The sequence below is a fragment of the Rhizobium album genome (assembly GCF_003122325.1).
GTDB lineage: Bacteria > Pseudomonadota > Alphaproteobacteria > Rhizobiales > Rhizobiaceae > Metarhizobium > Metarhizobium album.
The window spans coordinates 689,803-712,080 of the sequence record NZ_QFBC01000002.1 but is presented as its reverse complement, the minus strand read 5'-3'; the positions used below and the strand labels follow the sequence as shown (position 1 = coordinate 712,080).

Below are 22,278 nucleotides of genomic sequence, written 5' to 3'. Positions count from 1 at the left end.
CTGGAACGGGGCGTCCTTCACGCGCACCGTTCCAGAATGGGCCGCCGAGTGCCTGAGTGGCTTCGGCGGCCTTTTTTTCACGCGCGAGCGCGCGTTGCCCTCCAAGAATTTCAGATCGGGACTAGCCATGGCGACGTTACACACCCGTTCAGCAGCGCGCCTGATGATGGCGCCTTCCGTGCTGCTTCTGCTGGCCTGGATGATCATTCCGCTGGCGATGACGATTTATTTCTCCTTCCTGCGCTACAACCTGCTGATGCCGGGCATGGAGGAATATGCCGGTTTCTCCAACTACAGCTATTTCCTCACCGATCCGGCCTTCTTCACGGCAATCGCCAATACGCTGCTGATCGTCGTCGGCGTGCTGTTGATCACCGTCGTCGGCGGCATCCTGTTTGCGCTTCTGCTCGACCAGCCGATGTTCGGCCAGGGGATCGTGCGCATCCTCGTCATCGCGCCGTTCTTTGTCATGCCGACGGTCTCGGCGCTGGTGTGGAAGAACATGTTCATGAACCCGGTCAACGGCTTGTTCGCCTGGATCGCCAAGTCCTTCGGTTTCCAGCCGATCGACTGGTTCGCCTCCGTGCCGCTGTTCTCGATCATCATCATCGTCGCCTGGCAGTGGCTGCCCTTCGCGACGCTGATCATGCTGACGGCGCTGCAATCGCTCGACGAGGAGCAGAAGGAAGCCGCCGAGATGGACGGGGCCGGCGCCTTCTCGAAATTCTTCTACATCATCCTGCCGCACATGGCCCGCGCCATCACCGTGGTCGTCCTGATCCAGACGATCTTCCTGCTTTCGGTCTTCGCCGAAATCCTCGTCACCACCAATGGCGGTCCCGGCATTCAGAGCACGAACCTCACCTATCTGGTCTATGCGCAGGCGCTGCTGCAGTTCGATATCGGCGGGGCATCGGCGGGCGGCATCGTCGCGGTCATCCTGGCCAATATCGTCGCCTTCTTCCTCGTCCGCCTCATCGGCAAGAATCTGGAGGCCTGAGCCATGGCACGCAAGGTTACCACACGCCGCAAACTGGTCATGACCGCCATCGCCTGGGTGCTCGGCATCATGATCTTCTTCCCGATCCTCTGGACCTTCCTGACCAGTTTCAAGACGGAAGCCGATGCCATCGCCTCGCCGCCGCAGTTCCTGTTCTTCCACTGGACGCTGGAGAACTATCATGAGGTGCAATCGCGCTCGGATTACTTCAAGCACTTCTCCAACTCGGTGATCATCTCCTTCGGTTCGACGCTGATCGGCCTGATCATCGCCATCCCGTCTGCCTGGGCGATGGCGTTCGCCCCGACGAAGAAGACCAAGGACGTGCTGATGTGGATGCTCTCCACCAAGATGATGCCGCCGGTCGGCGCATTGATCCCGATCTACCTGCTGTTCCAGAGCTTCGGTCTGCTCGACAGCCGCATCGGCCTGGTCATGGTGCTCACCCTCATCAACCTGCCGATCATCGTCTGGATGCTCTACACCTACTTCAAGGAAATCCCCGGCGAGATTCTTGAGGCGGCACGCATGGACGGGGCGTCGCTGATGAAGGAAATCGCCTATGTGCTGACGCCGATGGCGGTGCCGGGCATTGCTTCGACGCTGCTGCTCAACATCATCCTGGCATGGAACGAGGCCTTCTGGACCCTCAACCTGACGGCCTCGAAGGCGGCGCCGCTCACCACCTTCATCGCCTCCTACTCCAGCCCCGAAGGTCTGTTCTACGCCAAGCTTTCGGCGGCATCGACCATGGCGATCGCGCCGATCCTCATCCTTGGCTGGTTCAGCCAGAAGCAACTCGTTCGCGGCCTTACCTTTGGCGCGGTTAAATAAGGACGACAGACATGGGCAGCATTTCCCTTCAAAAAGTCTCCAAGGTCTTCGGCGAAGCCAAGGTCATTCCGTCGATCGACCTCGATATCAACAACGGCGAGTTCGTCGTCTTCGTCGGACCTTCCGGCTGCGGCAAGTCGACGCTTCTCAGGCTGATCGCCGGCCTTGAGGACGTCTCGGGCGGCAAGGTCGTCATCGACGGCAAGGATGCGACGGACGCCGCACCCTCCGAGCGCGGCCTGGCGATGGTGTTCCAGTCCTATGCTCTTTACCCGCATATGAGCGTGCGCAACAACATCGCCTTCCCGCTGAAGATGGCCGGCATGCCGAAGGAGGAAATCGACAAGAAAGTCAGCGATGCGGCCCGTGTCCTGAACCTCACCGATTACCTCGAACGCAAGCCGCGGCAGCTCTCCGGCGGCCAGCGCCAGCGTGTGGCCATCGGCCGGGCGATCGTCCGCCAGCCTTCCGCCTTCCTGTTCGACGAGCCGCTGTCGAACCTTGATGCGGCGCTGCGCGTCAACATGCGCCTCGAAATCAGCGAGTTGCACCAGCAGCTGAAGACGACGATGATCTACGTCACCCACGACCAGGTGGAGGCCATGACCATGGCCGACAAGATCGTCGTGCTCAACCGCGGCAATATCGAGCAGGTCGGCTCGCCGCTGGAGCTCTACCGCAGCCCGCGCAACCTCTTCGTCGCCGGCTTCATCGGCTCGCCGAAGATGAACCTGATTTCCGGCGACTACGCCAGGGCGCAGAATGCGGCGACCATCGGCATCCGTCCGGAGCATGTCAGCCTGTCCACCTCGGACGGCGACTGGCGCGGCACGGTGACGGTCGCCGAACATCTGGGCTCCGACACCTTCCTGCACGTCAATGCCGACGGCGTCGGGCCGATCACGGTGCGTGCCGGCGGAGAGTTCGGCGTGAAGCATGGCGACACGGTGTTCATCACCCCGGACAAGAGCCGCATGCACCGCTTCGACGACAAGGGCCTGGCGATCCCGGCTGCTGCCTGAGCGCTCTTGCAAACAGGAGGGAGGCGGCTTCGTCGCTTCCCCCCTGACCGCTGACAACCCGGTTGCGGCGGGCAGAGCCCCCTCATCCGGCCCTTTGGGTCACCTTCTCCCAGTGGGGAGAAGGTGCCGGCAGGCGGATGAGGGGTTGATACGACTGAAGGCAGCGTCTCGCCGCCTTCTCTACCTTACGACCAGACGACTCCTGATGAGGACCGTGACATGACCTGCAAACTTTCGCTCGCAACGCTCGAAGACGCTTCCGCCACCGCCGCCGTGCCGGCCTATGGCCGGGCCTCGCTCTCCGCCGGCATCGTGCATTTCGGCATCGGCAACTTCCACCGCGCGCATCAGGCCGTGTATCTCGATGATCTCTTCAATGCTGGAGATGATCACGACTGGGCGATCGTCGGCGCGGGCGTGCTGCCCTCCGACGCGGTGATGCGCGACAAGCTCGCGGCGCAGGATTTTCTGACGACCGTCGTCGAACAGGACAACAACAAGACGGCAGCGCGCATCACCAGCCCCATGGTCGACATCCTGCCGACGGGCGACGCCAGGACGATCATCGCCAGGCTTGCCGATCCGCAAATCCGCATCGTCTCGATGACCATCACCGAGGGCGGCTACTTCATCGATGCGTCCGGCAAGTTCAATCCGGGCCATCCCTCCATCGTTTCCGACGGCAACAACCCGTCGGCGCCGAAAACCGTGTTCGGTCTCGTCGTCGCCGGCCTCAAGGCGCGCCGGGCGGCCGGGATCGCGCCGTTCACCGTCATGTCCTGTGACAACATCCCCCACAACGGCAAGGTCACCGCGGCGGCAGTGATCGGCACCGCCCGGCTTTCCGATCCCGCCTTTGCCGACTGGATCGCCGAAAACGTCGCCTTCCCGAACGGCATGGTCGACCGCATTACGCCGGCGACCGGCCAGCGCGAGATCGATTTCCTGCAGAACGAGTTCGGCATCGAGGACAACTGGCCGGTCTTCTGCGAAGAATTCAAGCAATGGGTGCTGGAGGACAATTTCCCGACCGGCCGGCCGCGGCTGGAAAAGGTCGGCGTGCAGTTCGTGCCCGACGTGACGCCCTACGAACATATGAAGATCCGCATCCTCAACGGCGGCCATGCGGCGATCGCCTATCCGGCGGCGCTGATGGACATCCACTTCGTCCACGAGGCGATGGAAGAACCGCTGATCCGCGCCTTCCTCGCCAACCTGGAACGCGACGAAATCATTCCCGTCATCCCGCCGGTGCCGGACACCGATCTCGATGCCTATTTCCAGCTGATCGAGCGCCGTTTCCTCAATCCAAAGATCGGCGACACCATTCCGCGCCTGGCGCAGGACGGGTCCAACCGCCAGCCGAAATTCATCCTGCCGTCGACCGCCGACCGCCTGGCGCGGGGCGAGGATATTATCGGCCTGTCGCTGGTTTCGGCGCTCTGGTGCCGTTATTTCCAAGGCACCTCCGACAGCGGCAAGGAAATCGTCTTCAACGATGCCAGCGCCGAGCGGCTGCATGCCGCAGCCGTCAAGGCGAAGGACGATCCGGACGAATTCCTGGCGCTTGGCGACATCTTCGGCGACGTCGCCAAATCGGATCTTTTCCGCAAACGGTTTGCCCACGCGCTGAAAACGTTGTGGCAGCAAGGCACGCGCAAGACGCTTCAGCTTTACCTCGACGGACAACTGGCTTCATGAGCGGGAGGTTCGATCGGCGCCATGGCGGCATCAGGCAAAAAACTGGTCATCTTCGATTGCGACGGCGTGCTCGTCGATAGCGAGCCCGTGTCCATCAGCGTGCTGGTCGAAGCCATGCGCGAGATCGGCGCCGATATCGACGAGGCCGGCGCCTATGACCGGTTTCTTGGCCGCAGCCTGGCGGCGGTGACCGATTATCTCAAGGACGAGTGCGGGCTGGCCGTCGGCCAGGCGTTTCTCGACCGGATCCGCCACAATCTCCACGACCGTTTCCGGCACGAGTTGAAGCCGATCCCGGGGATCGCCGAGACCCTGGATGCCTTGCCGCTCCGGCGTTGCGTCGCCTCCTCCAGCCAGATGGAGCGCATCCGCCTGTCGCTCACCGTCACCGGCCTGATCGACCGGCTCGACCCCGACATCTTTTCGGCGCAGATGGTGGCGCGCGGCAAGCCGGCGCCCGATCTTTTCCTGCATGCCGCCCGGCACATGGAGACGGCGCCGGAAGACTGCATCGTCATTGAGGACAGTCCTGCCGGCGTAGAAGCGGCGCGGGCGGCGGGCATGACCGTTTTTGTCTTCGCCGGCGGCACGCATGCATCGCAACTTTCCTACCGCAACCGGATCGAGGCGCTGCAGCCGGAGATCGTGTTTGACGCGATGCCGGATTTGTTACACCTTGTTCAAAAATACCAGATGTAGGGACGGGAATTCATCCTGATGCGTGATCACGTGGTTGCGGTGGACGTCGGCACCGGCAGTGCGCGGGCCGGTGTTTTCGATGCCAGGGGTACGTTGCTTGCCAAGGCCGAACATCCGATCCTGATGAACAGGCCGCAGGAAAACCACGCCGAACACGCATCCGACGACATTTGGTCCGCCGTTTGCACGGCGGTTCGCGCCGCCATGCAGGCCGCGGGCATGGTCGCGGAGCGCATCGCCGCGATGGGTTTCGATGCCACCTGCTCGCTGGTGGTGCGCGATCGCGACGGGCATCCGGTCACCGTTTCCACCGGCGGCGAGAGCCGTTTCGACACCATCGTCTGGCTCGACCACCGGGCGGTGAAGGAGGCGGATTATTGCACGGCGACGGCGCACCGGGTGATGGAATATTCCGGCCAGTTCATGTCGCCGGAAATGCAGATGCCGAAGCTGATGTGGCTGAAGGCCAACCTGCCGGCAAGCTGGGAAGCGGCCCATTATGTCTTCGACCTCTCCGATTTCCTCGTCTGGAAGGCGACCGGCAGCCTGCTGCGGTCGCGCTGCACGCTGACGTCCAAGTGGAACTACCTGGCGCATGAGGTTTCCGGCTGGCAGGAGGATTTCCTCGCCCTGATCGGGCTCGAAGATCTTTGCGAGCGCGGCAGCCTGCCGCGGGAAACATTGCCGGTCGGCCAAAGCGCCGGCCATCTGACGGCCGAGGCGGCAGACGCATTGGGGCTCGACACGGATTGCCGCGTATCCGCCGGCATGGTGGATGCTTATGCCGGCGCTCTTGGTGTGCTCGGCGCTTTCGCGGGCGACCCCGACGTGCTGGATCGCCAGCTCGGGTTGATCGCCGGCACGTCGAGCTGCCTCGTCAGCCTGTCGGCGACGCGCAGGCCGACCCGCGGCCTCTGGGGACCGTATTTCGAGGCGGTGCTGCCGGAGCGATGGCTTGTCGAAGGCGGACAGTCGGCAGCCGGCGCCCTGCTGGATCATATCGTCCGCATGCATGCCGCGGGCGGCGAGCCGACGACGGCCGTGCACCAGCGCATTATCGCCCGCGTGCAGGAACTGCGGCAGGTCGAGGGCGCGGCATTCGGCGGGCGCATCCACATCCTGCCGGATTTCCACGGCAACCGTTCGCCATCCGCCGATCCGCATGCCGTCGGCGTCATCAGCGGCTTGACGCTCGATGCCTCCTTCGACGGGCTTTGCCGCCTCTATTGGCGTGCCTGCGTTTCGATCACGCTCGGCATCCGCCACATCCTCGAAACGATGAAGCATTACGGATACGAACCCGAAACGCTGCATGTGACCGGTGGGCAGGCGAGAAACCCGTTGATGACCGAGCTTTATCCCGATGTCACAGGCTGCCGTGTCGTCATACCCGAGATGAACGAGGCTGTGCTGCTCGGCACGGCCATGGGGGCTGCTGCCGCCGGCGGCCTGCATGCCGATCTTGTTGTCGCAGCGCAAAGCATGAAAGCTGCCGGCACCGAACGCCTGCCGGACCCGGCGCGGCAGGCGTTTTATGACCGCGACTATCGCCGCTTCCTCGCCATGCTGCGGCACCGCGCCGAGCTGGAGGCGATGGAGTAGCGCCGCCCTCAGGGCTTGATATACCAGCCCCAGGGCTCCTCGCTGTTGAAGCGGGTGATCTGCTTGGTTTCCAGATAATTCGACAGGCCCCAATGGCCAAGTTCGCGGCCGATGCCCGACTGCTTGTAGCCGCCCCAAGGGGCTTCGACGAAGGTCGGTTGCGAGCAGTTGATCCAGACGATGCCGGCCCGGAAGGCGCGGGCGACGCGTTCGCAGCGCGCCTCGTCCTTCGACATCACGGCGGCGGCAAGACCGAAGCGGCTGTCATTGGCGAGCCGGACGGCCTCCGCCTCGTCGCCGAACGGCTTGACGCAGACGACCGGGCCGAAAATCTCCTCCTTCCAGACGAAATTGTCTTCCGCCATGTCGGTCAGCACCGTCGGCTCCAGGTAATAGCCGGTGTTGAGATCGGCCGGCCGCGCGCCGCCCGTGGCGACCCTGGCACCTTCGGCCTTGCCCTTCTCGATGGCGGCGAGGATCTTTTCGTACTGGCCTTTCGAAACGATCGGCCCGAGCAGCGTGCCGTCGTCCAGGCCGTTGCCGATCCTGATCTTTTTCGCCTCTTCCACCAGCCGTGCTAGCACCGCATCGTAGATCGGCGCTTCGATCAGCACCCGCGAGGTGGCGGAGCAGACCTGGCCCTGGTTCCAGAAAATGCCGAACATGATCCATTCGACGGCTTTTTCGATGTCGCTGTCGGCAAAAACGACGAAGGGCGACTTGCCGCCGAGTTCGAGGCTCACCTTCTTGATGTCCTCGGCGCCCGCCATCATCACCTTGCGGCCGGTCGGCACCGAGCCGGTGAAGGCGAGCTTGTCCACCAGCGGATGCTGTGTCAGCGGTTGGCCGGCCTCGGGGCCTGTGCCGGTGACGATGTTGAGCACGCCGGCGGGCAGGCCGACCTCGTCGGCGATAACGCCGAGTTCGAGCGCGGTGAGCGGCGTCAGTTCGGAGGGTTTCAGCACCATGGTGCAGCCGGCGGCCAGTGCCGGCGCCACCTTCCAGGCCACCATCAGCAGCGGATAATTCCACGGTGTAATGGCGCCGACGACCCCGAGCGGCTCGCGCACCGCCTTGGCGGAAAAACGCGGTTCGCCAAGCGTGATCGTCTCTTCCTCGCCGTCAAGCTCTTCGGCCAGGCCGGCATAATAGGAAAAGCAGCCGGCGACGTCGTCCATGTCCCAGGCGGCTTCCGGCAGCGGCTTGCCGTTGTCCTTCACCTCCAGGCGGGCGAGGAAATCCTTCTTTTCAATGACCTTGTCGGCGATGGCGCGCAGATAGGCGGCACGCTCCTTGCCGGAAAGCCTTGGCCAGGGACCGGTGTCGAAGGCGGCGCGTGCGGCCTTGACGGCGGCATCGATATCGTCGGCCGTGCCTGCCGGCGCCCGGTGAAACACCTCTTCGGTGGCGGGATTGACGACGTCGAAACTGCCGCCCCTGGTGGGGGCTTTCCATGCGCCATCGATATAAAGCTTGTCCTGCATCTTTGCTCCCCGTCTATTTCAGGATCTTCAAGATCTCTGTTGCCGCCCGCGTAACGCCGGCTGCGGCTTTCATGCGCACCGAATTCTCCTTCAGGCGCTTTTTCATATTCTCGTCGTCCAAAAGCGTCTTGATGGACGCTTTCAACTCGTCTCCGGTCCAGCGATAGCGGTCCAGGCTCTTCCCGACGCCGGTTTCTTCGGCGCGGCGGGCATTGTCGTGGCCATCCCAGCAATAGGGCATGACGATCGACGGGACGCCGAAATACAGCGCCTCGCAAAAACTGTTGTTGCCGCCATGGTGGATGAACAGGCTGGAACTTTCGACCACGGAGGGCTGCGGAAACCAGTCGTCCAGATAGACGTTGTCCGGTACGAGGCCGTAGTCGTCCCGCCACGGCCCGACATTGACGAGGAACCGATAGGGCAGGTCGGAAAAGGTGGCGATCATCCGCTTGATCATCGCCACGTCCATGGCGCCCAGGCTGCCGAAGCTGACATAGATCACCGGCTTGTCCTGTCGCGCCGCAAAGGCCGGCATCGTATAAGGCGCCTCGTGGCGCACGCAGCCGTCGAGATAGACGAAGCGTTGCGGATCGAGCGGTTCGGCGCGGTCGAAGCGGACAATCTCCGGTGACAGCAGCAGGTTGAGATAGGGCGATTCTTCCAAAAACTCGTTGACCGGCAAGGGCTTGTGGCCGCCTTCGGCAAGGAAGTTGTTCATGCGCTTGTGTGCCGGCGCCGTTGCCTTCGCGTAGCGTTCGGAAAAGCGCTGCCAGTCCGGTCCAGGTGTCGCGGAACAGCCGGAAAGGTAAGGTGGAACTTTCGCATCCGGCAGCTCCGTTTCGGCGCAGGAGATGATCCTGACCCACGGCACGCCGACATTGGCGATCGCCGGGAACATCACGACGTTGTCGAGCACGATGGCCGAGGGTTTCAACTGTCCCAGCAATTGCCGCAGCGGCTCCTCCACCTCGATGGCCGTATCGACGATGGCTTCCCAGGTCGGGCCGACGTAGCTTTCGACCTGCTCCAGCGGGCTCTGGCGAAAGGCATCCTGGTGGCGGTTGATGAAATCCGTCCAGTCGGTCGATTTCGCCCTGGTGCCGGTTGCGAGGTGATATTCGGCAAAGCCGTATTCGCTGAAAATGCCCTGGAAGCCGGGGTGACAGATGAAGACAGGGCGGGCGCCCAGGCGCCGCAATTCCTGGGCGATGCCGACGCAATTCAGCGCCGCGCCATAACTTGCTTCCGGAAACAGGGCGATGGTCTTGGACATCAATAAACCGACAAAATCCTAGCCCGCCACCTTGAAGAGCGACGGGACACCACGGCCGGCAAGCCGCGGGCGCTGCGAATGGGAAAGCTGGATATGCACGCGCATCAGGTCGCCCGCAAGGTCCATCTGCCCGCGTTCGATCTGTTCGAGGATCTGGATATGCTCGATGTTGGACTGCGCCAACCGGAAGACGTTGACATGCACGGCCAACTGGCTGTTGCGCCGGCGGCGGTGATGGTTGAGCAGCGTTTCCGACATGAAGGGATTGCCGCAGCTTTTCGCCACCAGCATGTGGAAATCGAAATCGGTGCGCTCGAAAAGTTTCTGGTCGAACGCTGCCTCGCCCATGCCGCGCAGGATCTCCATCGATTGCCGGAGCGAGGCAAGGGCGGCGAGATCCTTGCGAAAACCCGGCATCGTCAGCGCCAAGGGTTCGCAGGCGAGGCGGAATTCGAGGCTCTTGGCCAATGCATCACTACTGATCGCAAATTGCTTCATCAGCCACTGCTGGCCCGGCGCCCGTTCGACGAGATTTTCCTCGGAAAGTTTTATCAGCGCATTTTGTACCGTGCTGCGCGGTGCATTGTAGCGCCGCTGCAGGGCGGCGATGGTCTGCGATTCCGGCAGGCGGCCGGCGGAGAGGTCGCGCAGGATGGCATTGTAGAGTTCCGCCTCCTCGTTGGAGGTGGCTTCGTCTTCCAGCCCGGGAAAGGAGGCGGGGTCGATGGCCAAGACATAACCGCCCTCGCTGTCGGCGGTGACGACGGAGCGCTCGCCAAGCACTTGAAGCGCCTTGCGGATCGGGGTGCGGGATACGTTGCAGCGCGAGGCCAGCGCCTGTTCAGGCAGGCGGTCGCCACGCGCCATGCCGCGCTCGATGGCGATGTCCAGGATCTTCTGGGCCAGTTCGATATGGCGATGTCGTACCTTCTTGGTCTCTGCTTCCATGATGTGCCTGCCTGCTCTCGAAAGTCCATGCTGCCTTGTGCCGCAAGGCTCCGCAAGCGGCTAGCAGAAAAATTCTTCTGCCTGCAGAATCGGTATTGACGTATTTTTTTTATAAATAATACTATCGTCAAAATTCGCGAACACAGACCGGAGGAACCGGCGCCGCGAATGGGAACAGTCGTCTGATCAATCAGCAGCGGGAGTTACTCGGTGACATCAGCAATCGTATCTACGCATGCCGGCGCGTGGCGCAAGGCAGCCAAATGGGCATCCGTCGCCATAGGCGCCGTTGTGCTGCAGGCCGGCACGGCATTTTCCGCCGATCTGGTGATTTCGAATTGGGCCGGCTACATGGCGCCCGATATCGCCGAAAGTTTCAAGGCCGCCACCGGCCTGGAGATCGAGGTGGTGAACCACGCCACCAACGAAGAAATCATGGGCAAGCTGATGGCAAGCCAGGGCAAGGGTTTCGATATCGTCTTCGTCTCCTCGCCTTTCGCCGAAATCCTCAACTATCAGGGCCTCGTCGAGCCGCTGGACAAGGCGGCGGTTCCCAATCTCGCCAACCTCTATCCGGAAGCGGCGGCGCTCGCCTACGATCCGGGCAATGCCTATTCCGTGCCCTACACCTGGGGGACCACCGGCCTCTGCTACCGTTCTGACGTCGTCAAAACCACGCCGGACAGCTGGCTGAACCTCTTGCAGCCTTCCGACGACCTCAAGGGCAAGGTGACGATGCTCGCCACCGACCGCTGGCTGATGGCCGCCGGCCTGCTCGCCAAGGGTTATTCGGTCAACGAGACCGATCCGGCCAAGATCGACGAGGCCAAGGCCCTGCTGATCGAGGCCAAGAAGACCTTGCTCGCTTACGACGACACCACCTTCTATTCCAAGCTGGTCTCCGGCGAGGCATCGCTGGTGCATGCCTGGGACGGCTGGTGCAACTACGGGATCACCGAAAACAAGGACATCAAGTTTGTCGTGCCGAAGGAAGGCTCCGATCTGTGGGTCGATACCATCGTCGTCTTGAAGAGCTCGGAGAAGAAGGATGCGGCGATGAAGTTCATCAACTTCATCCTCGACGCCAAGAACCATGCCTGGGCGGCGCAGAACATCCTCTACAAGGTGCCGAACAAGGCGGCGATGGAAAGCCTCGACCCGGCTCTGTCGCAGCAATATCCCAACATGGCGATGAGTGCGGCGGAACTGGCGAAATACGAATTGCTGCGTGACCTCGGTGCGGCACAGCGCGACTATTCCCGCGCCGTCAGCGAGATCAAGGCCGCCAACTGAGCCGATGACGTTCGGGTGAGGGCGCAGGCCATGGCGCTCTCACCTCTTTCTCCTTTTGTTTTTTCGTGAATTGTCCATCCGGTCCGGCCGAAGCCGGTATCGTCATGCGGAGACGTGTCTTTGACCCATCGGGCTTCCCATCCCAATCTGCTGGTGTTGCCGGCGGTGGCATGGCTTGTGGTATTCATGCTGATACCCTGCCTGATGGTGCTGTTTTATGCCTTTCTCACCCGCGGCATCTATGGCGGCGTCGATTACATCTTCACCTTCGAGAATCTCGCCCGTGTCTTCGATCCGTTGTATGCGAAGATCTTCTTGACGTCGGCGCGCATCGCCGGCCTGGCGACGCTGCTTGCCATCCTGATCGCCTATCCTGCCGCCTACGCCATCTGCCTGGCGCCGAAGAAATGGCAGCCGGTGCTTTTGTTCTTCGCGGTCCTGCCGTTCTGGAGCAACTACCTCATCCGCACCTATGCCTGGATCGTGCTGCTCAATCGCGAGGGCCTGGTCAACAACCTTTTGAAATCGCTGGGATATACCGGCGAGCCGCTGAGCCTGCTCTACAGCGAAGGCGCCGTCATCACCGGCCTCGTCTACAATTACCTGCCCTTCGTCATCCTGGCGATCTATTCCAGCCTGTCGCGGCTCAATCCGGAGCTTCTGGAGGCTTCGCGCGATCTCGGTGCCAATGCGCTCACCACCTTCTGGCGGGTGACGCTCAGGCTCACCATGCCCGGCATCGCCGCCGGCGGCGTCTTCATCTTCGTGCTGTCGATCGGCAATTTCGTCACGCCGGCGGTGCTCGGCGGCGGCCGGTTCCAGATGATCGGCAATGTCGTCTACGACCAGTTCCTGACGGCGAACGACTGGCCGTTCGGCGCCGCCCTCGGCATGGCGCTGATCGTCATCATGATCGTGCTTCTGCTGTTGCAGGCGCGTCTCACCGCCCATTTTGCCGGCGAGCGGCGGGAGGCGAACGATGGAGCGTGACGTGAAGACGCGCTGGCCCGGACGGTTGATCCTGCTTGCGCTATTCAGTTTCCTCTACCTGCCGATTGCCGTGCTGGTGTTGCTTTCCTTCAACGACAGCGGCCTGCCGACATCGTGGTCCGGTTTCTCGACGCGCTGGTATCGCTCGCTGATGGGCAACCAGGATATCCTGCATGCCGCCTGGAACACGCTGGTCGTCGCGCTCTTTGCGACGCTGATCGCAACCGTGCTCGGCACCCTGCTGGCGCTCGGCATGGAAACGCGTGCCCGCCGCTCGAACGGGCTGGAAGCCTTGGTGTTCTCGCCGATGGTGATCCCGGATATCGTGCTAGCGGTGGCGCTGCTCACCTTCTTGTCGCGGCTCAACGCCACCATGGGCCTGCACACCATCATCCTCAGCCATGTGATCTTCGATCTCGCCTTCGTCTGCTCGGTGGTGCGGGCGCGGCTGAAAACCTTCGATTTCTCCATCGTCGAGGCGTCGCGGGATCTCGGGGCCTCACCGTTCCAGACTTTCTGGCGCATCACCTTTCCGGTGCTGCTGCCGGCCATCGTCGCCGGTGCACTGCTCGCCTTCACGCTGTCGGTGGACGAATTCATCATCGCCTTCTTCACCGCCGGCGCCGGCCGCTCCTCCATCACCCTGCCGATGCAGATCTATTCGATGATCCGTTTCGGCATCACGCCGGAGATCAATGCGCTGGCCACCATCGTCATGGCGGTCAGTGCCGGCGCGCTGGTGCTGTCGCAATGGCTCAACAGAGAAAACAGATCGCAATGACCCCGTCTCCTCGCCCCATCCTGTCGATCGACGGCGCCGTCAAGCGGTTCGGCAAGACCGTCGCCGTCGACGGCATTTCGCTCGATATCCGCGAGAACGAGTTTTTCGCGCTGCTCGGCCCGTCCGGCTGTGGCAAAACCACGCTTTTGCGGATGATTGCCGGTTTCGAGACGCCGAGCGCCGGCCGCATCCTGCTCGACGGCGCCGATATATCGCCGCTGCCGCCGGAGAAGCGGCCGCTGAACCTGATGTTCCAGTCCTATGCGCTCTTCCCGCATATGAGCGTGCGCCAGAACCTCGGCTACGGGCTGGAGATGGAAGGATTACCGAAGGCGGAGATCGCCAGGCGTGTCGATGCCATGCTGGCGACGACCGACCTGTCGGCGCTTGCCGACCGCAAGCCCGACCAGCTCTCCGGCGGCCAGAAGCAGCGCGTGGCGCTGGCGCGCGCCCTCATCAAGCGGCCGAAGGTGCTTCTGCTCGACGAACCGCTGGGCGCGCTCGACAAGAAGCTGCGGGAAAAGATGCAGCTGGAGCTGAAGCGGCTGCAGCACGAGGTCGGCACCACCTTCATCATCGTCACCCATGACCAGGAAGAGGCCTTGGTCATGGCCGACCGGCTGGCGATCCTGAAGGACGGCAAGGTGCTGCAATGCGGCGGCCCGGAGGAGATCTACGAACGGCCGGCCAACCGCTTCGTCGCCAATTTCATCGGCGTGATGAATTTCATCGAGGGCAGCATCGAAGGTGGCGTGTTCCGCGCCGGCGGTCAGGCGATCGAGGCGGATACGTCCGGCCTCGCCACCGGCCGGCCGGCGACGTTGGCGATCCGCCCGGAAAATATTGCCGTCCATTCGGCCGGCAACGGGTTTGCCGGCGAGGTGGTGGATATCGCCTATCACGGCCTCGACCGGCAGCTTTATGTCAGGACCGGGCTTTGCGACACGCCGCTGCAGGTGCGTGTACCGGCCAGTAACGGCGCCTTCGCTGTCGGCGCGACGGTGTCGCTCGGTTTTGCACCGGCCCATTGCCGGCTGTTTCAGGACTAATCGAAGAATACGATAAGAGGGGAATGCCCATGAGCAAGACAATCGCGTTTTTCCCGGAAGCCGCCTTCGGGCCGGCGCTGAATTCGGTCGGCATCGCCCAGGCCGTCGAAGCGCTGGGCCACAAGGCCGTCTTCCTTTCCGATCCGGGTTTTGTCTCGGTTTATGAAGGCTACGGTTTCGAGGCACATCCGGTAAACCTTTCCGAACCGATGCCGCCGGAGCAGATGGCGAAATTCTGGGAGGATTTCATCAACGGCCATATCCCGAATTTCCGCAAGTCGCCCTACGACCAGATCGACAACTACGTCAAGGATTGCTGGACGGCGATCGTCGACAGCGCCAAATGGGCGCAGAAGGACCTGCCGGGCGTGCTGGCGAAGATCAAGCCGGACCTGATCTGCGTCGACAACGTCATCCTCTTCCCGGCGATCAAGCAATACGGCACGCCGTGGGTGCGTATCATCTCCTGCTCGGAAAACGAGATCGAGGACCCGAAGATCCCGCCGCACCTTTCCGGCTGCAGCGAAAGCGATTACGCCGGCCATGCGGCCTATCGCGACAAATTCAATGCGGTGATCAAGCCGATCCATGAGGATTTCAACGAATTCCTGGCCGGGACCGGCGAGGCCGCCTATCCGATCGGCCAGTTCTTCGAAGCATCGCCGTTCATGAACCTGCTGCTTTATCCCGAGCCGGTAAAATTCACCCGCGAGCATCCGCTGCCGCCGTCGCAGTTCCAGTATCTCGAAGGTTGCGTGCGCAAGGAAAAACCCTACGAGGTGCCGACCTTCACTGAGAACAACGACAAGCCGTTGCTCTACGTCTCCTTCGGTTCGCTGGGCGCCGGCGATACCGAACTTCTGAAGCGGATCATCGCCACCGTGGGCAAGCTGCCCTACCGGGCGCTGGTCAATGTCGGCGACTACAAGGATCAATATACCGACCTGCCGGGCAACGTCATCATCGACAGCTGGTTCCCGCAGCCTTCGGTCATCCCGCAAGTCGATGCCGTCATCCATCACGGCGGCAACAACTCCTTCACCGAGTGCCTCTATTTCGGCAAGCCGGCGATCATCATGCCTTATGTCTGGGACGGCCACGACAACGCCACCCGCGTCGACGAGACCGGCCACGGCTTCAAGATGCCGCGTTACGACTGGACCGATGCCGATCTTGCCGCCAAGCTCGATGCCTGCGTCAACGATCCCAAGATGAAAGCGAAGCTTGCCGCCACCAGCGCCCATATGCAGGCCGAGAACGGCCCGCAGAAGGCCGCCGGCATTCTCGATCAGATCGTCAGGACGGGGAAATTCGATGGTTGAGACGCTGAAATCCTCCGCCCCGCATATCCGCAATGCGACCGTGTTCAACGAGCTCGTCGATTGGGGTGCGCAACCGGATATGGTCGAGGGGCAGTCGCATTCGACCGGGCGCCTCCTGTTCAAGGGACCGAACAACCAGCCGGAAACCGGCATCTGGGTCTGCACGCCGGGCCGCTGGCGGCTGTCGATCCCCCGCGATGAATTCTGCCATTTCGTCGCCGGCCGCGCCACCTATACGTCTGACGACGGCGAGGTGATCGAGGTCGAGCCGGGCACCGCCGTCACCTTCCTGGCCGGCTGGACCGGCGAATGCGTGGTCCACGAGACCATGCGCAACATCTACATGCTGGCCTGATCGGCCGGTTGCAACGATAAAGAAAGGAAACACCGATGACCGCGACACCTCTGATGCGCAAGCCGCTGGAACAGACGGAGCTGAAAGACTGGGGCATCATCCCGACGATGATCGAGGGCGAGTCGCACACGTCGGGCAAGCTGATCCACAAGGGGCCGAACGGCGAATCCGAATGCGGCCTGTGGGTCTGCACGCCCGGCAAGTGGAATTGCCATGTGACCCGCGACGAGTTCTGCCACTTCCTCGAAGGCCGCTGCACCTATGTGCATGAAAGCGGCGAGGTGATCGAGATCACCCCGGATACCGCCGCCTTTTTTCCGCAGGACTGGAAGGGCGTGTGCACGGTGCATGAGACGGTGAAGAAGGTTTATATGATCCGTTAATGCTGTTTGGATGATGGGTACAAGCCCCTCTCCACCTGCGTCCTGCGGCCCCTTCTTTCCGTGATTGCGGCAAGGAGGAGATATGTCGCCCCGTGTCGCCATTTTCGACATCGGACGTGGCACGTCCTTTCTCCCCGCAAGCGGGGAAAGATTTAGGGTGAGGGGTCGCCACCGACGGCACCTTACCAACACAATACCCCAATTCCGGAGCAAGCCATGTTCGATCCCGCCAAACCCTCCTATTACATCCACCCCGCCCACCACGCGGCCGGCGGGGAAAGCAAGGCGGTGATCAACCCGGCGACGATGCAGACGGTCGGCCATATCGCCGATGCGATGCCGCAGGAGATTGAGCAGACGCTTTCCGCCGCCACCGCCGCGCAAAAGCGGTGGAAGAAACTCGACGCCAAGTCGCGCGCAACGATGTTGCACCACATCGCCAATCGCATCGAGGCGACCGACATGCGCCGCTGTGCCGAGCTGATGTCGCGGGAGATGGGCAAGCCTTATCCGGAAGCGATCGGCGAGGTGGCCAATTGCGCCGGCGCCTTCCGCTATTTCGCCGAGATGGCCCGCGACGACGGCGGCAAGGTGGCCGGCACGACGCAGACAGGCTCCTTCCAGCATGCACGGTACGAGCCGCTTGGCGTCAGCGTCCACATCATGCCGTTCAATTTTCCGATCCTCCTGATGTGCTGGACGGTTGCCGCCTCGCTGGCCTCCGGCAACGGCTGCATCGTCAAGCCGGCGCCGGCGACGACGCTCTCGACCCTGGAATTCATGCAGATCTTCGAGGCGCTGCCGGACGGTCTGATCGCCTGCCTGCCGGGTGGCGCCGCCGTCGGCGAAGCGCTGATCGCCTCGCCGAAGACGCATGCCATCGCCTTCACCGGTTCCGTCGCGGCGGGCAAGGCGGTTGCCACCGCCGCTGCCTCGTGCATGAAGCCGGCCGTCATCGAGGCGGGCGGTTCCGATCCGATGATCATCACCGCCAATGCACCGATCGATGTCGCCGCCGCCGGTTCGGTGACCGCCGCTTTCCATATGTCGGGGCAGGTCTGCACGTCTGCGGAGCGCTTTTTCGTCGTCGACAGCGTCCACGACGAATTCATCGCCGCCTTTGCCCGCGAAACGAAGCGGCTGCGCATCGGCAATGGCCTGACCAAGGCCGAAATCGGCCCGCTTGTCAGCGAAGCGGCGCGCGAAAAAGTCATCCGGCTGGTCGAGGACGCCAAGGCGAAGGGCGCCACCGTCGTCACCGGGGCTAAGATCCCCGAGAGCCAGCCGGTCGGCTGGTTCTACGAGCCGACCATCCTCACCGGCTGCACGTCCGACATGGCGATCATGCGCGAGGAATGTTTCGGCCCGGTCGCCGCCGTCATGCGGGTCGCCGATTTCGACGCCGCGATCGAAGCGGCCAACGACAGCGCGTTCGGTCTCGGCGCATCCGTCTTCACCACCTCGCTGGAAGAGGCGATGGAGGCGGCGGACCGGCTTGAGGCCGGCATGGTCTGGGTCAACAACCCGTTGATCGACAACGACGCCTTGCCCTTCGGCGGCTGGAAGAATTCCGGCATCGGCCGCGAACTCTCTCGCCTCGGCCTCGACACGTTCCGGCGCTCGAAGATGGTGATCATCGATCACAAGCCGGTCGTGCAGGGCTGGTGGTATCCCTATCCCGACGACTGGTTCTACGACGACGCCACCGGCCGCCGGCATGTTTGATTTCTTGAAAAGGCAGGACCTATCATGACCACCATCACGCTTCTCGGCGGCGCCGGCTTCATGGGCGCGGGCATTGTCCGTGACCTCGTGTCCGACCGCGCCATCATCGACATCACCACGATCCGCCTCTGCGATGCCTCGCGCCCGCGCATGGAAAGCCTGGCGGCGGAGCTTGCCGATCCGCGCATCGTGCTGGTCGATCTCGACGTCACCGATCCGGCGCAGCTCAACGCCGCCATCGCCGGCGCCGATATCTGCATCAACTGCGTGCCGACGCTGCTCGGTTTCCAGATGGCGATCTTCGAGGCTGCTTTTGTCGCCAAGGTGCCCTATATGGATCTCGGCGGCCTCGGCACCTTCACCGTCAAGCAGATCGCCGAGCATGAGCGCTTCAAGGCCGCCGGCGTCACGGCGGTGCTCGGCGCCGGTTCCGATCCGGGCATGTCGAATGTCATCTGCCGCGCCGTTGCCGACGAACTCGACGAGATCGACCGCATCAACCTCTATTGGGCGGCAGAATTGATCGGTGACGAGAACCCCATCCTGGTGCCGCCCTACAGCGTCTCGACCGTGCTGGCGGAATATGCCCATCCGAGCACGCAGTTCCTCGATGGCGCCCACGTCACCTGCGCACCGATGACCGGCGTCGAGATCGTCGACCTGCCGGAGCCGTGGGGGCGCTGCGAATTCATGTATTCGCCGCATTCCGAACAACTGACCGTGCCGCTGGCCGAAGGGATCAAGGAAAAGGGCATCCGCGAATTCACATGGAAGCTGCACCTGCCGCATCGCGAACATGAGGCCTGGGTCGGTCTCGTCAAGGCAGGCTTCGGCGAATTCGACGATCCGGTCGAGGTCAACGGCGTCAAGGTGAAGCCGCTCGACGTCTTGAGCAAGGTGATCCAGCGCAATATCGAGCGCCATGGCGACCGGATTCCGGAGCAGCAGAGCCACGAAATCCATTTCGCCATCGGCCATGGCCGCAAGGACGGCAAGCAGGTGGTCGCCCGCTGCGACGTGGTGGTGACGCCGGACGCAATGTATGCGCCTTATGTCGACGCCTGCACCTCGATGAATGCCTCCATTGCCGCCCAGCTGATCCTGAAATATCCGAAGAAGCCCGGCGTCTACGCTCCCGAGAGCTATTTCGACGCCGAGACCTATTTCCCCGAACTCGACAAGCGTAAGTTCAAGGTGACGAAGACGGTTGTTGAGGCCTGAGGGCTGGCTTAGTTTTTAACGGCTTCAGCGTAGTCCACGAGTTCGACGGCGGCGAGGATTTCCGTACCTTCCGGGAAGTCTTCGGCGTCGAAGGCGCCGTTGGGGAAGAAGGCATCGAGGGCCACCACGTCGGAAAGCTTGCCGACTTCGAGGTAACGCGGCTCGAAGCTGAGGTAACGCTGGCTGTCGGAGTGGATCACCACGCCGCTGACAAGATCATTGCCATGGCTGTTGACCAGGGCATAGGGCTCGACGATGACGCTTGCGCCTTCGTAGTCGGCTTTGAAGCGCAGGCGGTTTTCGATGATCTGGATGATATCTTCGGCGGATGCATTGCCGCGGTTCTGGTTGCCGAGAAGATCGGAAATATTCAAACGAATCGACATGACGATACCTCTTCAATCGGTGTTAAATACCGGCCGCACGGGACCACATCGCCGCTGCTTTGGCAATTGAAACCACTGTCATGCTGGCAATAGAGTTACCCGTTTCTTCGACTATTATTGGGTAGGCCGTCGCGGATGGCGATGGCATCTCCGTCGCAGTGCAAGGATTTGCCTCTTCGCTTTCAGATCACCGCGCAGACCGTCTTCGTTTCCAGGTAGTTTTCCAATCCCGGCGCGCCGTTCTCGTAGCCCCAGCCGGATTCCTTGTGCCCGCCCTTCGGCAGTTCCGGCGAAAAATACGAGTGGCAGTTGATCCAGACGGTGCCGGAGCGGATGCCGGCGGCGAGGCGGTGGGCGGCGCTGAGGTTTTCGGTCCAGACGCTGGCGGCCAGGCCATAGGGGCTGTCATTGGCGAAAGCGAGTGCTTCCTCGGGCTCGTCGAAGGGCGTGACGGCGACCACCGGGCCGAAAATCTCCTCGCGCATCAACCGCATGTCGGTGCGCACGCCGGTGATGACCGTCGGCTGGAAGAAGGTCGAGAACTCGCCGTCCTGCCGTCCGCCGGCGACGATTTTCGCGCCATCCGCGGCGCCCTCCGTCACGAAACCCGCGACCCGGTCGGCCTGCTTGCGGTTGACCAGCGGGCCGAGGTCGATATCGGGATCGAGGCCATGGCCGAGGCGCATGGCGCTCGCCGCCGCGGCCAGGCCCTCCACTACCTGCTCATGGATGGAGCGGTGGGCATAGACGCGCGACCCGGCGACGCAGACCTGGCCGGCATTGGCGAAGATGCCGCGCGCCACGCCGGCAATGGTGATCGCCATGTCGGCATCCGGCATGACGATCGCCGGGGATTTGCCGCCGAGCTCCAGCGTCAGTTTCTTCAGGTTGCTGCGGGCGGCGCCGACGATCAGCTTGCCGACCTCCGTCGAGCCGGTGAAGGCAACCTTGGCGACATCAGGATGGGCCGTCAGCGCCGCGCCGACCGTCTCGCCGAAACCGGTGACGATGTTGACGACGCCGGGCGGCAGCCCGGCTTCGAGCATCAGTTCGCCGAGGCGCAGCGCCGTCAGCGAGGTTTCTTCGGCCGGTTTCAGCACCACGGTGCAGCCGGCGGCGAGCGCCGGCGCGAGTTTCATCGCCGCCATCAGCATCGGCGAGTTCCATGGCGTGATCGCCGCCACGACGCCGATCGGCTCGCGGGTGGTATAGGCGAAGACCTTCTTGGCCGGAGGCTGGTAACCGATCGATGTCGGGATGGTGGTGCCGAGGATCTTTGTCGCAAAGCCGCCGAAATAGCGGAACTGTTCGGCCGAGGCCGGGATTTCGCCGAAACGGCCTGTCTTGAAGGATTTCCCTTGGTCCAGCGTTTCCAGTTCGGCCAGTTCGTCGGCATGGGCGTCGATGAGATCGGCGATCCGCCACAGCAGTTTTCCGCGTGCCGATGGCGTCATGCCGCGCCAGGCATCGCTTTCGAAGGCGGTGCGGGCTGCCGCGACGGCGGCATTGACATCCGCAGCCGTGGCTTCGGCCAGGTCGACAAGATGCCGGCCGCTGGCCGGATCATGGCTGGCAAAGGTGCCGCCGCCGCTAGCCGCCAGCCATTGTCCGCCGATCAGCAGTTTTTTCTGCTTCTCGGCCAGGAATGATTTGGCACCCGCTGTCTGCGGTTCGAAAAGGCGGATGGAAAGGGTCATGTCGGTCTCCCGGCCTGGGCGGCCTGTTGGTGTGCCTGCTGCAGCAGGCCGGCGGCCCGCAGGGCGCCGCGAATGATCGAATGATAACCGGTGCAGCGACAGAGATTGCCTTCCAGCGCGGCGCGGATATCCGCCTCGCCGGCATGGGGGTTGTCGCGTAGCAGCGCCGTCAGCGCCACGACGAAACCCGGGGCGCAATAACCGCATTGAAAGGCGGCCTCCTCCACCAGGCCTTGCCGGATGAAGCGGGTTTCCGGAAAGGCGTCGAGCCCCTCCGGGCTGACGATGTCGCTGCCGCCGACCTGCCAGGCCATGACCAGGCAGGCATTCACCGGCACGCTATCCTTCAGTACGGTACAGGCGCCGCAGCGGCCGATGCCGCAGGCGGTTTTCGAGGCCGATTGGCCAAGATGGTCGCGCAGGATTTCGGAAAGCCGCGTTTCGGGTTTTGCCATACAGGCCTGTGGCATGCCGTTGAGGCGGAAGGTCACCGGAATGGTCGGCATCATC

The 22,278-nt window shown here is 62.8% G+C and carries 21 protein-coding genes; 15 read left to right on the top strand and 6 right to left on the bottom strand.

The window, feature by feature from the left end; genetic code table 11:
- Positions 1-127 precede the first annotated feature (127 nt).
- The 6 genes from DEM27_RS07615 (at position 128) to DEM27_RS07590 (ending at position 6,858) form a co-directional block, all read left to right on the top strand.
- Entirely contained in the window at positions 128-1,000 is an 873-nt protein-coding gene (locus DEM27_RS07615) for a carbohydrate ABC transporter permease (protein ID WP_109457720.1), read from the top strand.
- A 3-nt stretch (positions 1,001-1,003) separates the two neighbouring features.
- Entirely contained in the window at positions 1,004-1,834 is an 831-nt protein-coding gene (locus DEM27_RS07610) for a carbohydrate ABC transporter permease (protein WP_109457585.1), read from the top strand.
- A gap of 11 nt (positions 1,835-1,845) precedes the next feature.
- Positions 1,846-2,856: an ABC transporter ATP-binding protein gene (locus tag DEM27_RS07605; RefSeq protein ID WP_109457584.1), complete on the top strand. Its 1,011-nt coding sequence runs from the start codon at positions 1,846-1,848 to the stop codon at positions 2,854-2,856.
- 219 nt (positions 2,857-3,075) lie between these two features.
- Positions 3,076-4,557, top strand: coding sequence for a mannitol dehydrogenase family protein (locus tag DEM27_RS07600; RefSeq protein WP_109457583.1), 1,482 nt, complete (start codon positions 3,076-3,078; stop codon positions 4,555-4,557).
- A gap of 21 nt (positions 4,558-4,578) precedes the next feature.
- Entirely contained in the window at positions 4,579-5,256 is a 678-nt protein-coding gene (locus DEM27_RS07595; protein ID WP_109457582.1) for an HAD family hydrolase, read from the top strand.
- A gap of 18 nt (positions 5,257-5,274) precedes the next feature.
- Positions 5,275-6,858, top strand: a complete 1,584-nt coding sequence (locus DEM27_RS07590) for an FGGY-family carbohydrate kinase (protein ID WP_109457581.1) — start codon at positions 5,275-5,277, stop codon at positions 6,856-6,858.
- 8 nt (positions 6,859-6,866) lie between these two features.
- Here the strand turns inward: DEM27_RS07590 and DEM27_RS07585 are convergent, their stop codons facing one another.
- From DEM27_RS07585 to DEM27_RS07575, 3 genes are read right to left on the bottom strand one after another with little or no spacing between them, the layout of a single operon-like run.
- Complete coding sequence (locus DEM27_RS07585; RefSeq protein ID WP_109457580.1) at positions 6,867-8,342, bottom strand: aldehyde dehydrogenase family protein; 1,476 nt, start codon at positions 8,340-8,342, stop codon at positions 6,867-6,869.
- 13 nt (positions 8,343-8,355) lie between these two features.
- Positions 8,356-9,618 carry a nucleotide disphospho-sugar-binding domain-containing protein gene (locus DEM27_RS07580; protein WP_109457579.1) on the bottom strand — a complete coding sequence of 421 codons (1,263 nt, stop codon included), beginning with the start codon at positions 9,616-9,618 and terminating at the stop codon, positions 8,356-8,358.
- 18 nt (positions 9,619-9,636) lie between these two features.
- Positions 9,637-10,566, bottom strand: coding sequence for a GntR family transcriptional regulator (locus tag DEM27_RS07575; RefSeq protein WP_109457578.1), 930 nt, complete (start codon positions 10,564-10,566; stop codon positions 9,637-9,639).
- Between the two features lie 210 nt (positions 10,567-10,776).
- Between DEM27_RS07575 and DEM27_RS07570 the strand changes: the two genes are divergently transcribed.
- From DEM27_RS07570 to DEM27_RS07530, 9 genes are all read left to right on the top strand, one after another.
- The gene (locus DEM27_RS07570; RefSeq protein WP_245445704.1) at positions 10,777-11,859 is read left to right on the top strand and encodes a polyamine ABC transporter substrate-binding protein; all 1,083 of its coding nucleotides are present in this window, start codon (positions 10,777-10,779) and stop codon (positions 11,857-11,859) included.
- Positions 11,860-11,979: 120 nt separating this feature from the next.
- Complete coding sequence (locus tag DEM27_RS07565; RefSeq protein ID WP_420028803.1) at positions 11,980-12,849, top strand: ABC transporter permease; 870 nt, start codon at positions 11,980-11,982, stop codon at positions 12,847-12,849.
- Entirely contained in the window at positions 12,839-13,630 is a 792-nt protein-coding gene (locus DEM27_RS07560) for an ABC transporter permease (RefSeq protein ID WP_109457577.1), read from the top strand. The genes DEM27_RS07565 and DEM27_RS07560 overlap by 11 nt, the downstream gene beginning before the upstream one ends.
- Complete coding sequence (locus DEM27_RS07555; protein ID WP_109457576.1) at positions 13,627-14,679, top strand: ABC transporter ATP-binding protein; 1,053 nt, start codon at positions 13,627-13,629, stop codon at positions 14,677-14,679. The genes DEM27_RS07560 and DEM27_RS07555 overlap by 4 nt, the downstream gene beginning before the upstream one ends.
- A 23-nt stretch (positions 14,680-14,702) precedes the next feature.
- Positions 14,703-16,001, top strand: coding sequence for a glycosyltransferase (locus DEM27_RS07550; RefSeq protein WP_205908872.1), 1,299 nt, complete (start codon positions 14,703-14,705; stop codon positions 15,999-16,001).
- The gene (locus DEM27_RS07545; RefSeq protein ID WP_245445702.1) at positions 15,994-16,356 is read left to right on the top strand and encodes a cupin domain-containing protein; all 363 of its coding nucleotides are present in this window, start codon (positions 15,994-15,996) and stop codon (positions 16,354-16,356) included. The genes DEM27_RS07550 and DEM27_RS07545 overlap by 8 nt, the downstream gene beginning before the upstream one ends.
- A gap of 35 nt (positions 16,357-16,391) precedes the next feature.
- Positions 16,392-16,739, top strand: coding sequence for a cupin domain-containing protein (locus tag DEM27_RS07540; RefSeq protein WP_109457574.1), 348 nt, complete (start codon positions 16,392-16,394; stop codon positions 16,737-16,739).
- A gap of 216 nt (positions 16,740-16,955) precedes the next feature.
- Entirely contained in the window at positions 16,956-18,464 is a 1,509-nt protein-coding gene (locus DEM27_RS07535; RefSeq protein ID WP_109457573.1) for an aldehyde dehydrogenase family protein, read from the top strand.
- 24 nt (positions 18,465-18,488) lie between these two features.
- On the top strand, positions 18,489-19,685 hold the full coding sequence (locus tag DEM27_RS07530) for a saccharopine dehydrogenase family protein (RefSeq protein WP_109457572.1): 1,197 nt from the start codon (positions 18,489-18,491) through the stop codon (positions 19,683-19,685).
- A gap of 8 nt (positions 19,686-19,693) precedes the next feature.
- Here the strand turns inward: DEM27_RS07530 and DEM27_RS07525 are convergent, their stop codons facing one another.
- The 3 genes from DEM27_RS07525 to DEM27_RS07515 all read right to left on the bottom strand — a co-directional run bounded on the left by DEM27_RS07525 (position 19,694) and on the right by DEM27_RS07515 (position 22,277).
- A complete protein-coding gene (locus DEM27_RS07525; RefSeq protein ID WP_109457571.1) occupies positions 19,694-20,071 on the bottom strand; it encodes a hypothetical protein in 378 nt (125 codons plus the stop codon).
- A gap of 182 nt (positions 20,072-20,253) precedes the next feature.
- Positions 20,254-21,768 carry an aldehyde dehydrogenase family protein gene (locus tag DEM27_RS07520; protein ID WP_109457570.1) on the bottom strand — a complete coding sequence of 505 codons (1,515 nt, stop codon included), beginning with the start codon at positions 21,766-21,768 and terminating at the stop codon, positions 20,254-20,256.
- On the bottom strand, positions 21,765-22,277 hold the full coding sequence (locus DEM27_RS07515; RefSeq protein ID WP_245445726.1) for a (2Fe-2S)-binding protein: 513 nt from the start codon (positions 22,275-22,277) through the stop codon (positions 21,765-21,767). The genes DEM27_RS07520 and DEM27_RS07515 overlap by 4 nt, the downstream gene beginning before the upstream one ends.
- Position 22,278: the final 1 nt, after the last annotated feature.

Coding starts and splice junctions, on each gene's coding strand:
- DEM27_RS07615 (WP_109457720.1), top strand. CDS start 128: ATGGCGACGTTACACACCCGTTCAGCAGCGCGCCTGATGATGGCGCCT.
- DEM27_RS07610 (WP_109457585.1), top strand. CDS start 1,004: ATGGCACGCAAGGTTACCACACGCCGCAAACTGGTCATGACCGCCATC.
- DEM27_RS07605 (WP_109457584.1), top strand. CDS start 1,846: ATGGGCAGCATTTCCCTTCAAAAAGTCTCCAAGGTCTTCGGCGAAGCC.
- DEM27_RS07600 (WP_109457583.1), top strand. CDS start 3,076: ATGACCTGCAAACTTTCGCTCGCAACGCTCGAAGACGCTTCCGCCACC.
- DEM27_RS07595 (WP_109457582.1), top strand. CDS start 4,579: ATGGCGGCATCAGGCAAAAAACTGGTCATCTTCGATTGCGACGGCGTG.
- DEM27_RS07590 (WP_109457581.1), top strand. CDS start 5,275: ATGCGTGATCACGTGGTTGCGGTGGACGTCGGCACCGGCAGTGCGCGG.
- DEM27_RS07585 (WP_109457580.1), bottom strand. CDS start 8,342: ATGCAGGACAAGCTTTATATCGATGGCGCATGGAAAGCCCCCACCAGG.
- DEM27_RS07580 (WP_109457579.1), bottom strand. CDS start 9,618: ATGTCCAAGACCATCGCCCTGTTTCCGGAAGCAAGTTATGGCGCGGCG.
- DEM27_RS07575 (WP_109457578.1), bottom strand. CDS start 10,566: ATGGAAGCAGAGACCAAGAAGGTACGACATCGCCATATCGAACTGGCC.
- DEM27_RS07560 (WP_109457577.1), top strand. CDS start 12,839: ATGGAGCGTGACGTGAAGACGCGCTGGCCCGGACGGTTGATCCTGCTT.
- DEM27_RS07555 (WP_109457576.1), top strand. CDS start 13,627: ATGACCCCGTCTCCTCGCCCCATCCTGTCGATCGACGGCGCCGTCAAG.
- DEM27_RS07550 (WP_205908872.1), top strand. CDS start 14,703: ATGCCCATGAGCAAGACAATCGCGTTTTTCCCGGAAGCCGCCTTCGGG.
- DEM27_RS07545 (WP_245445702.1), top strand. CDS start 15,994: ATGGTTGAGACGCTGAAATCCTCCGCCCCGCATATCCGCAATGCGACC.
- DEM27_RS07540 (WP_109457574.1), top strand. CDS start 16,392: ATGACCGCGACACCTCTGATGCGCAAGCCGCTGGAACAGACGGAGCTG.
- DEM27_RS07535 (WP_109457573.1), top strand. CDS start 16,956: ATGTTCGATCCCGCCAAACCCTCCTATTACATCCACCCCGCCCACCAC.
- DEM27_RS07530 (WP_109457572.1), top strand. CDS start 18,489: ATGACCACCATCACGCTTCTCGGCGGCGCCGGCTTCATGGGCGCGGGC.
- DEM27_RS07525 (WP_109457571.1), bottom strand. CDS start 20,071: ATGTCGATTCGTTTGAATATTTCCGATCTTCTCGGCAACCAGAACCGC.
- DEM27_RS07520 (WP_109457570.1), bottom strand. CDS start 21,768: ATGACCCTTTCCATCCGCCTTTTCGAACCGCAGACAGCGGGTGCCAAA.
- DEM27_RS07515 (WP_245445726.1), bottom strand. CDS start 22,277: ATGATGCCGACCATTCCGGTGACCTTCCGCCTCAACGGCATGCCACAG.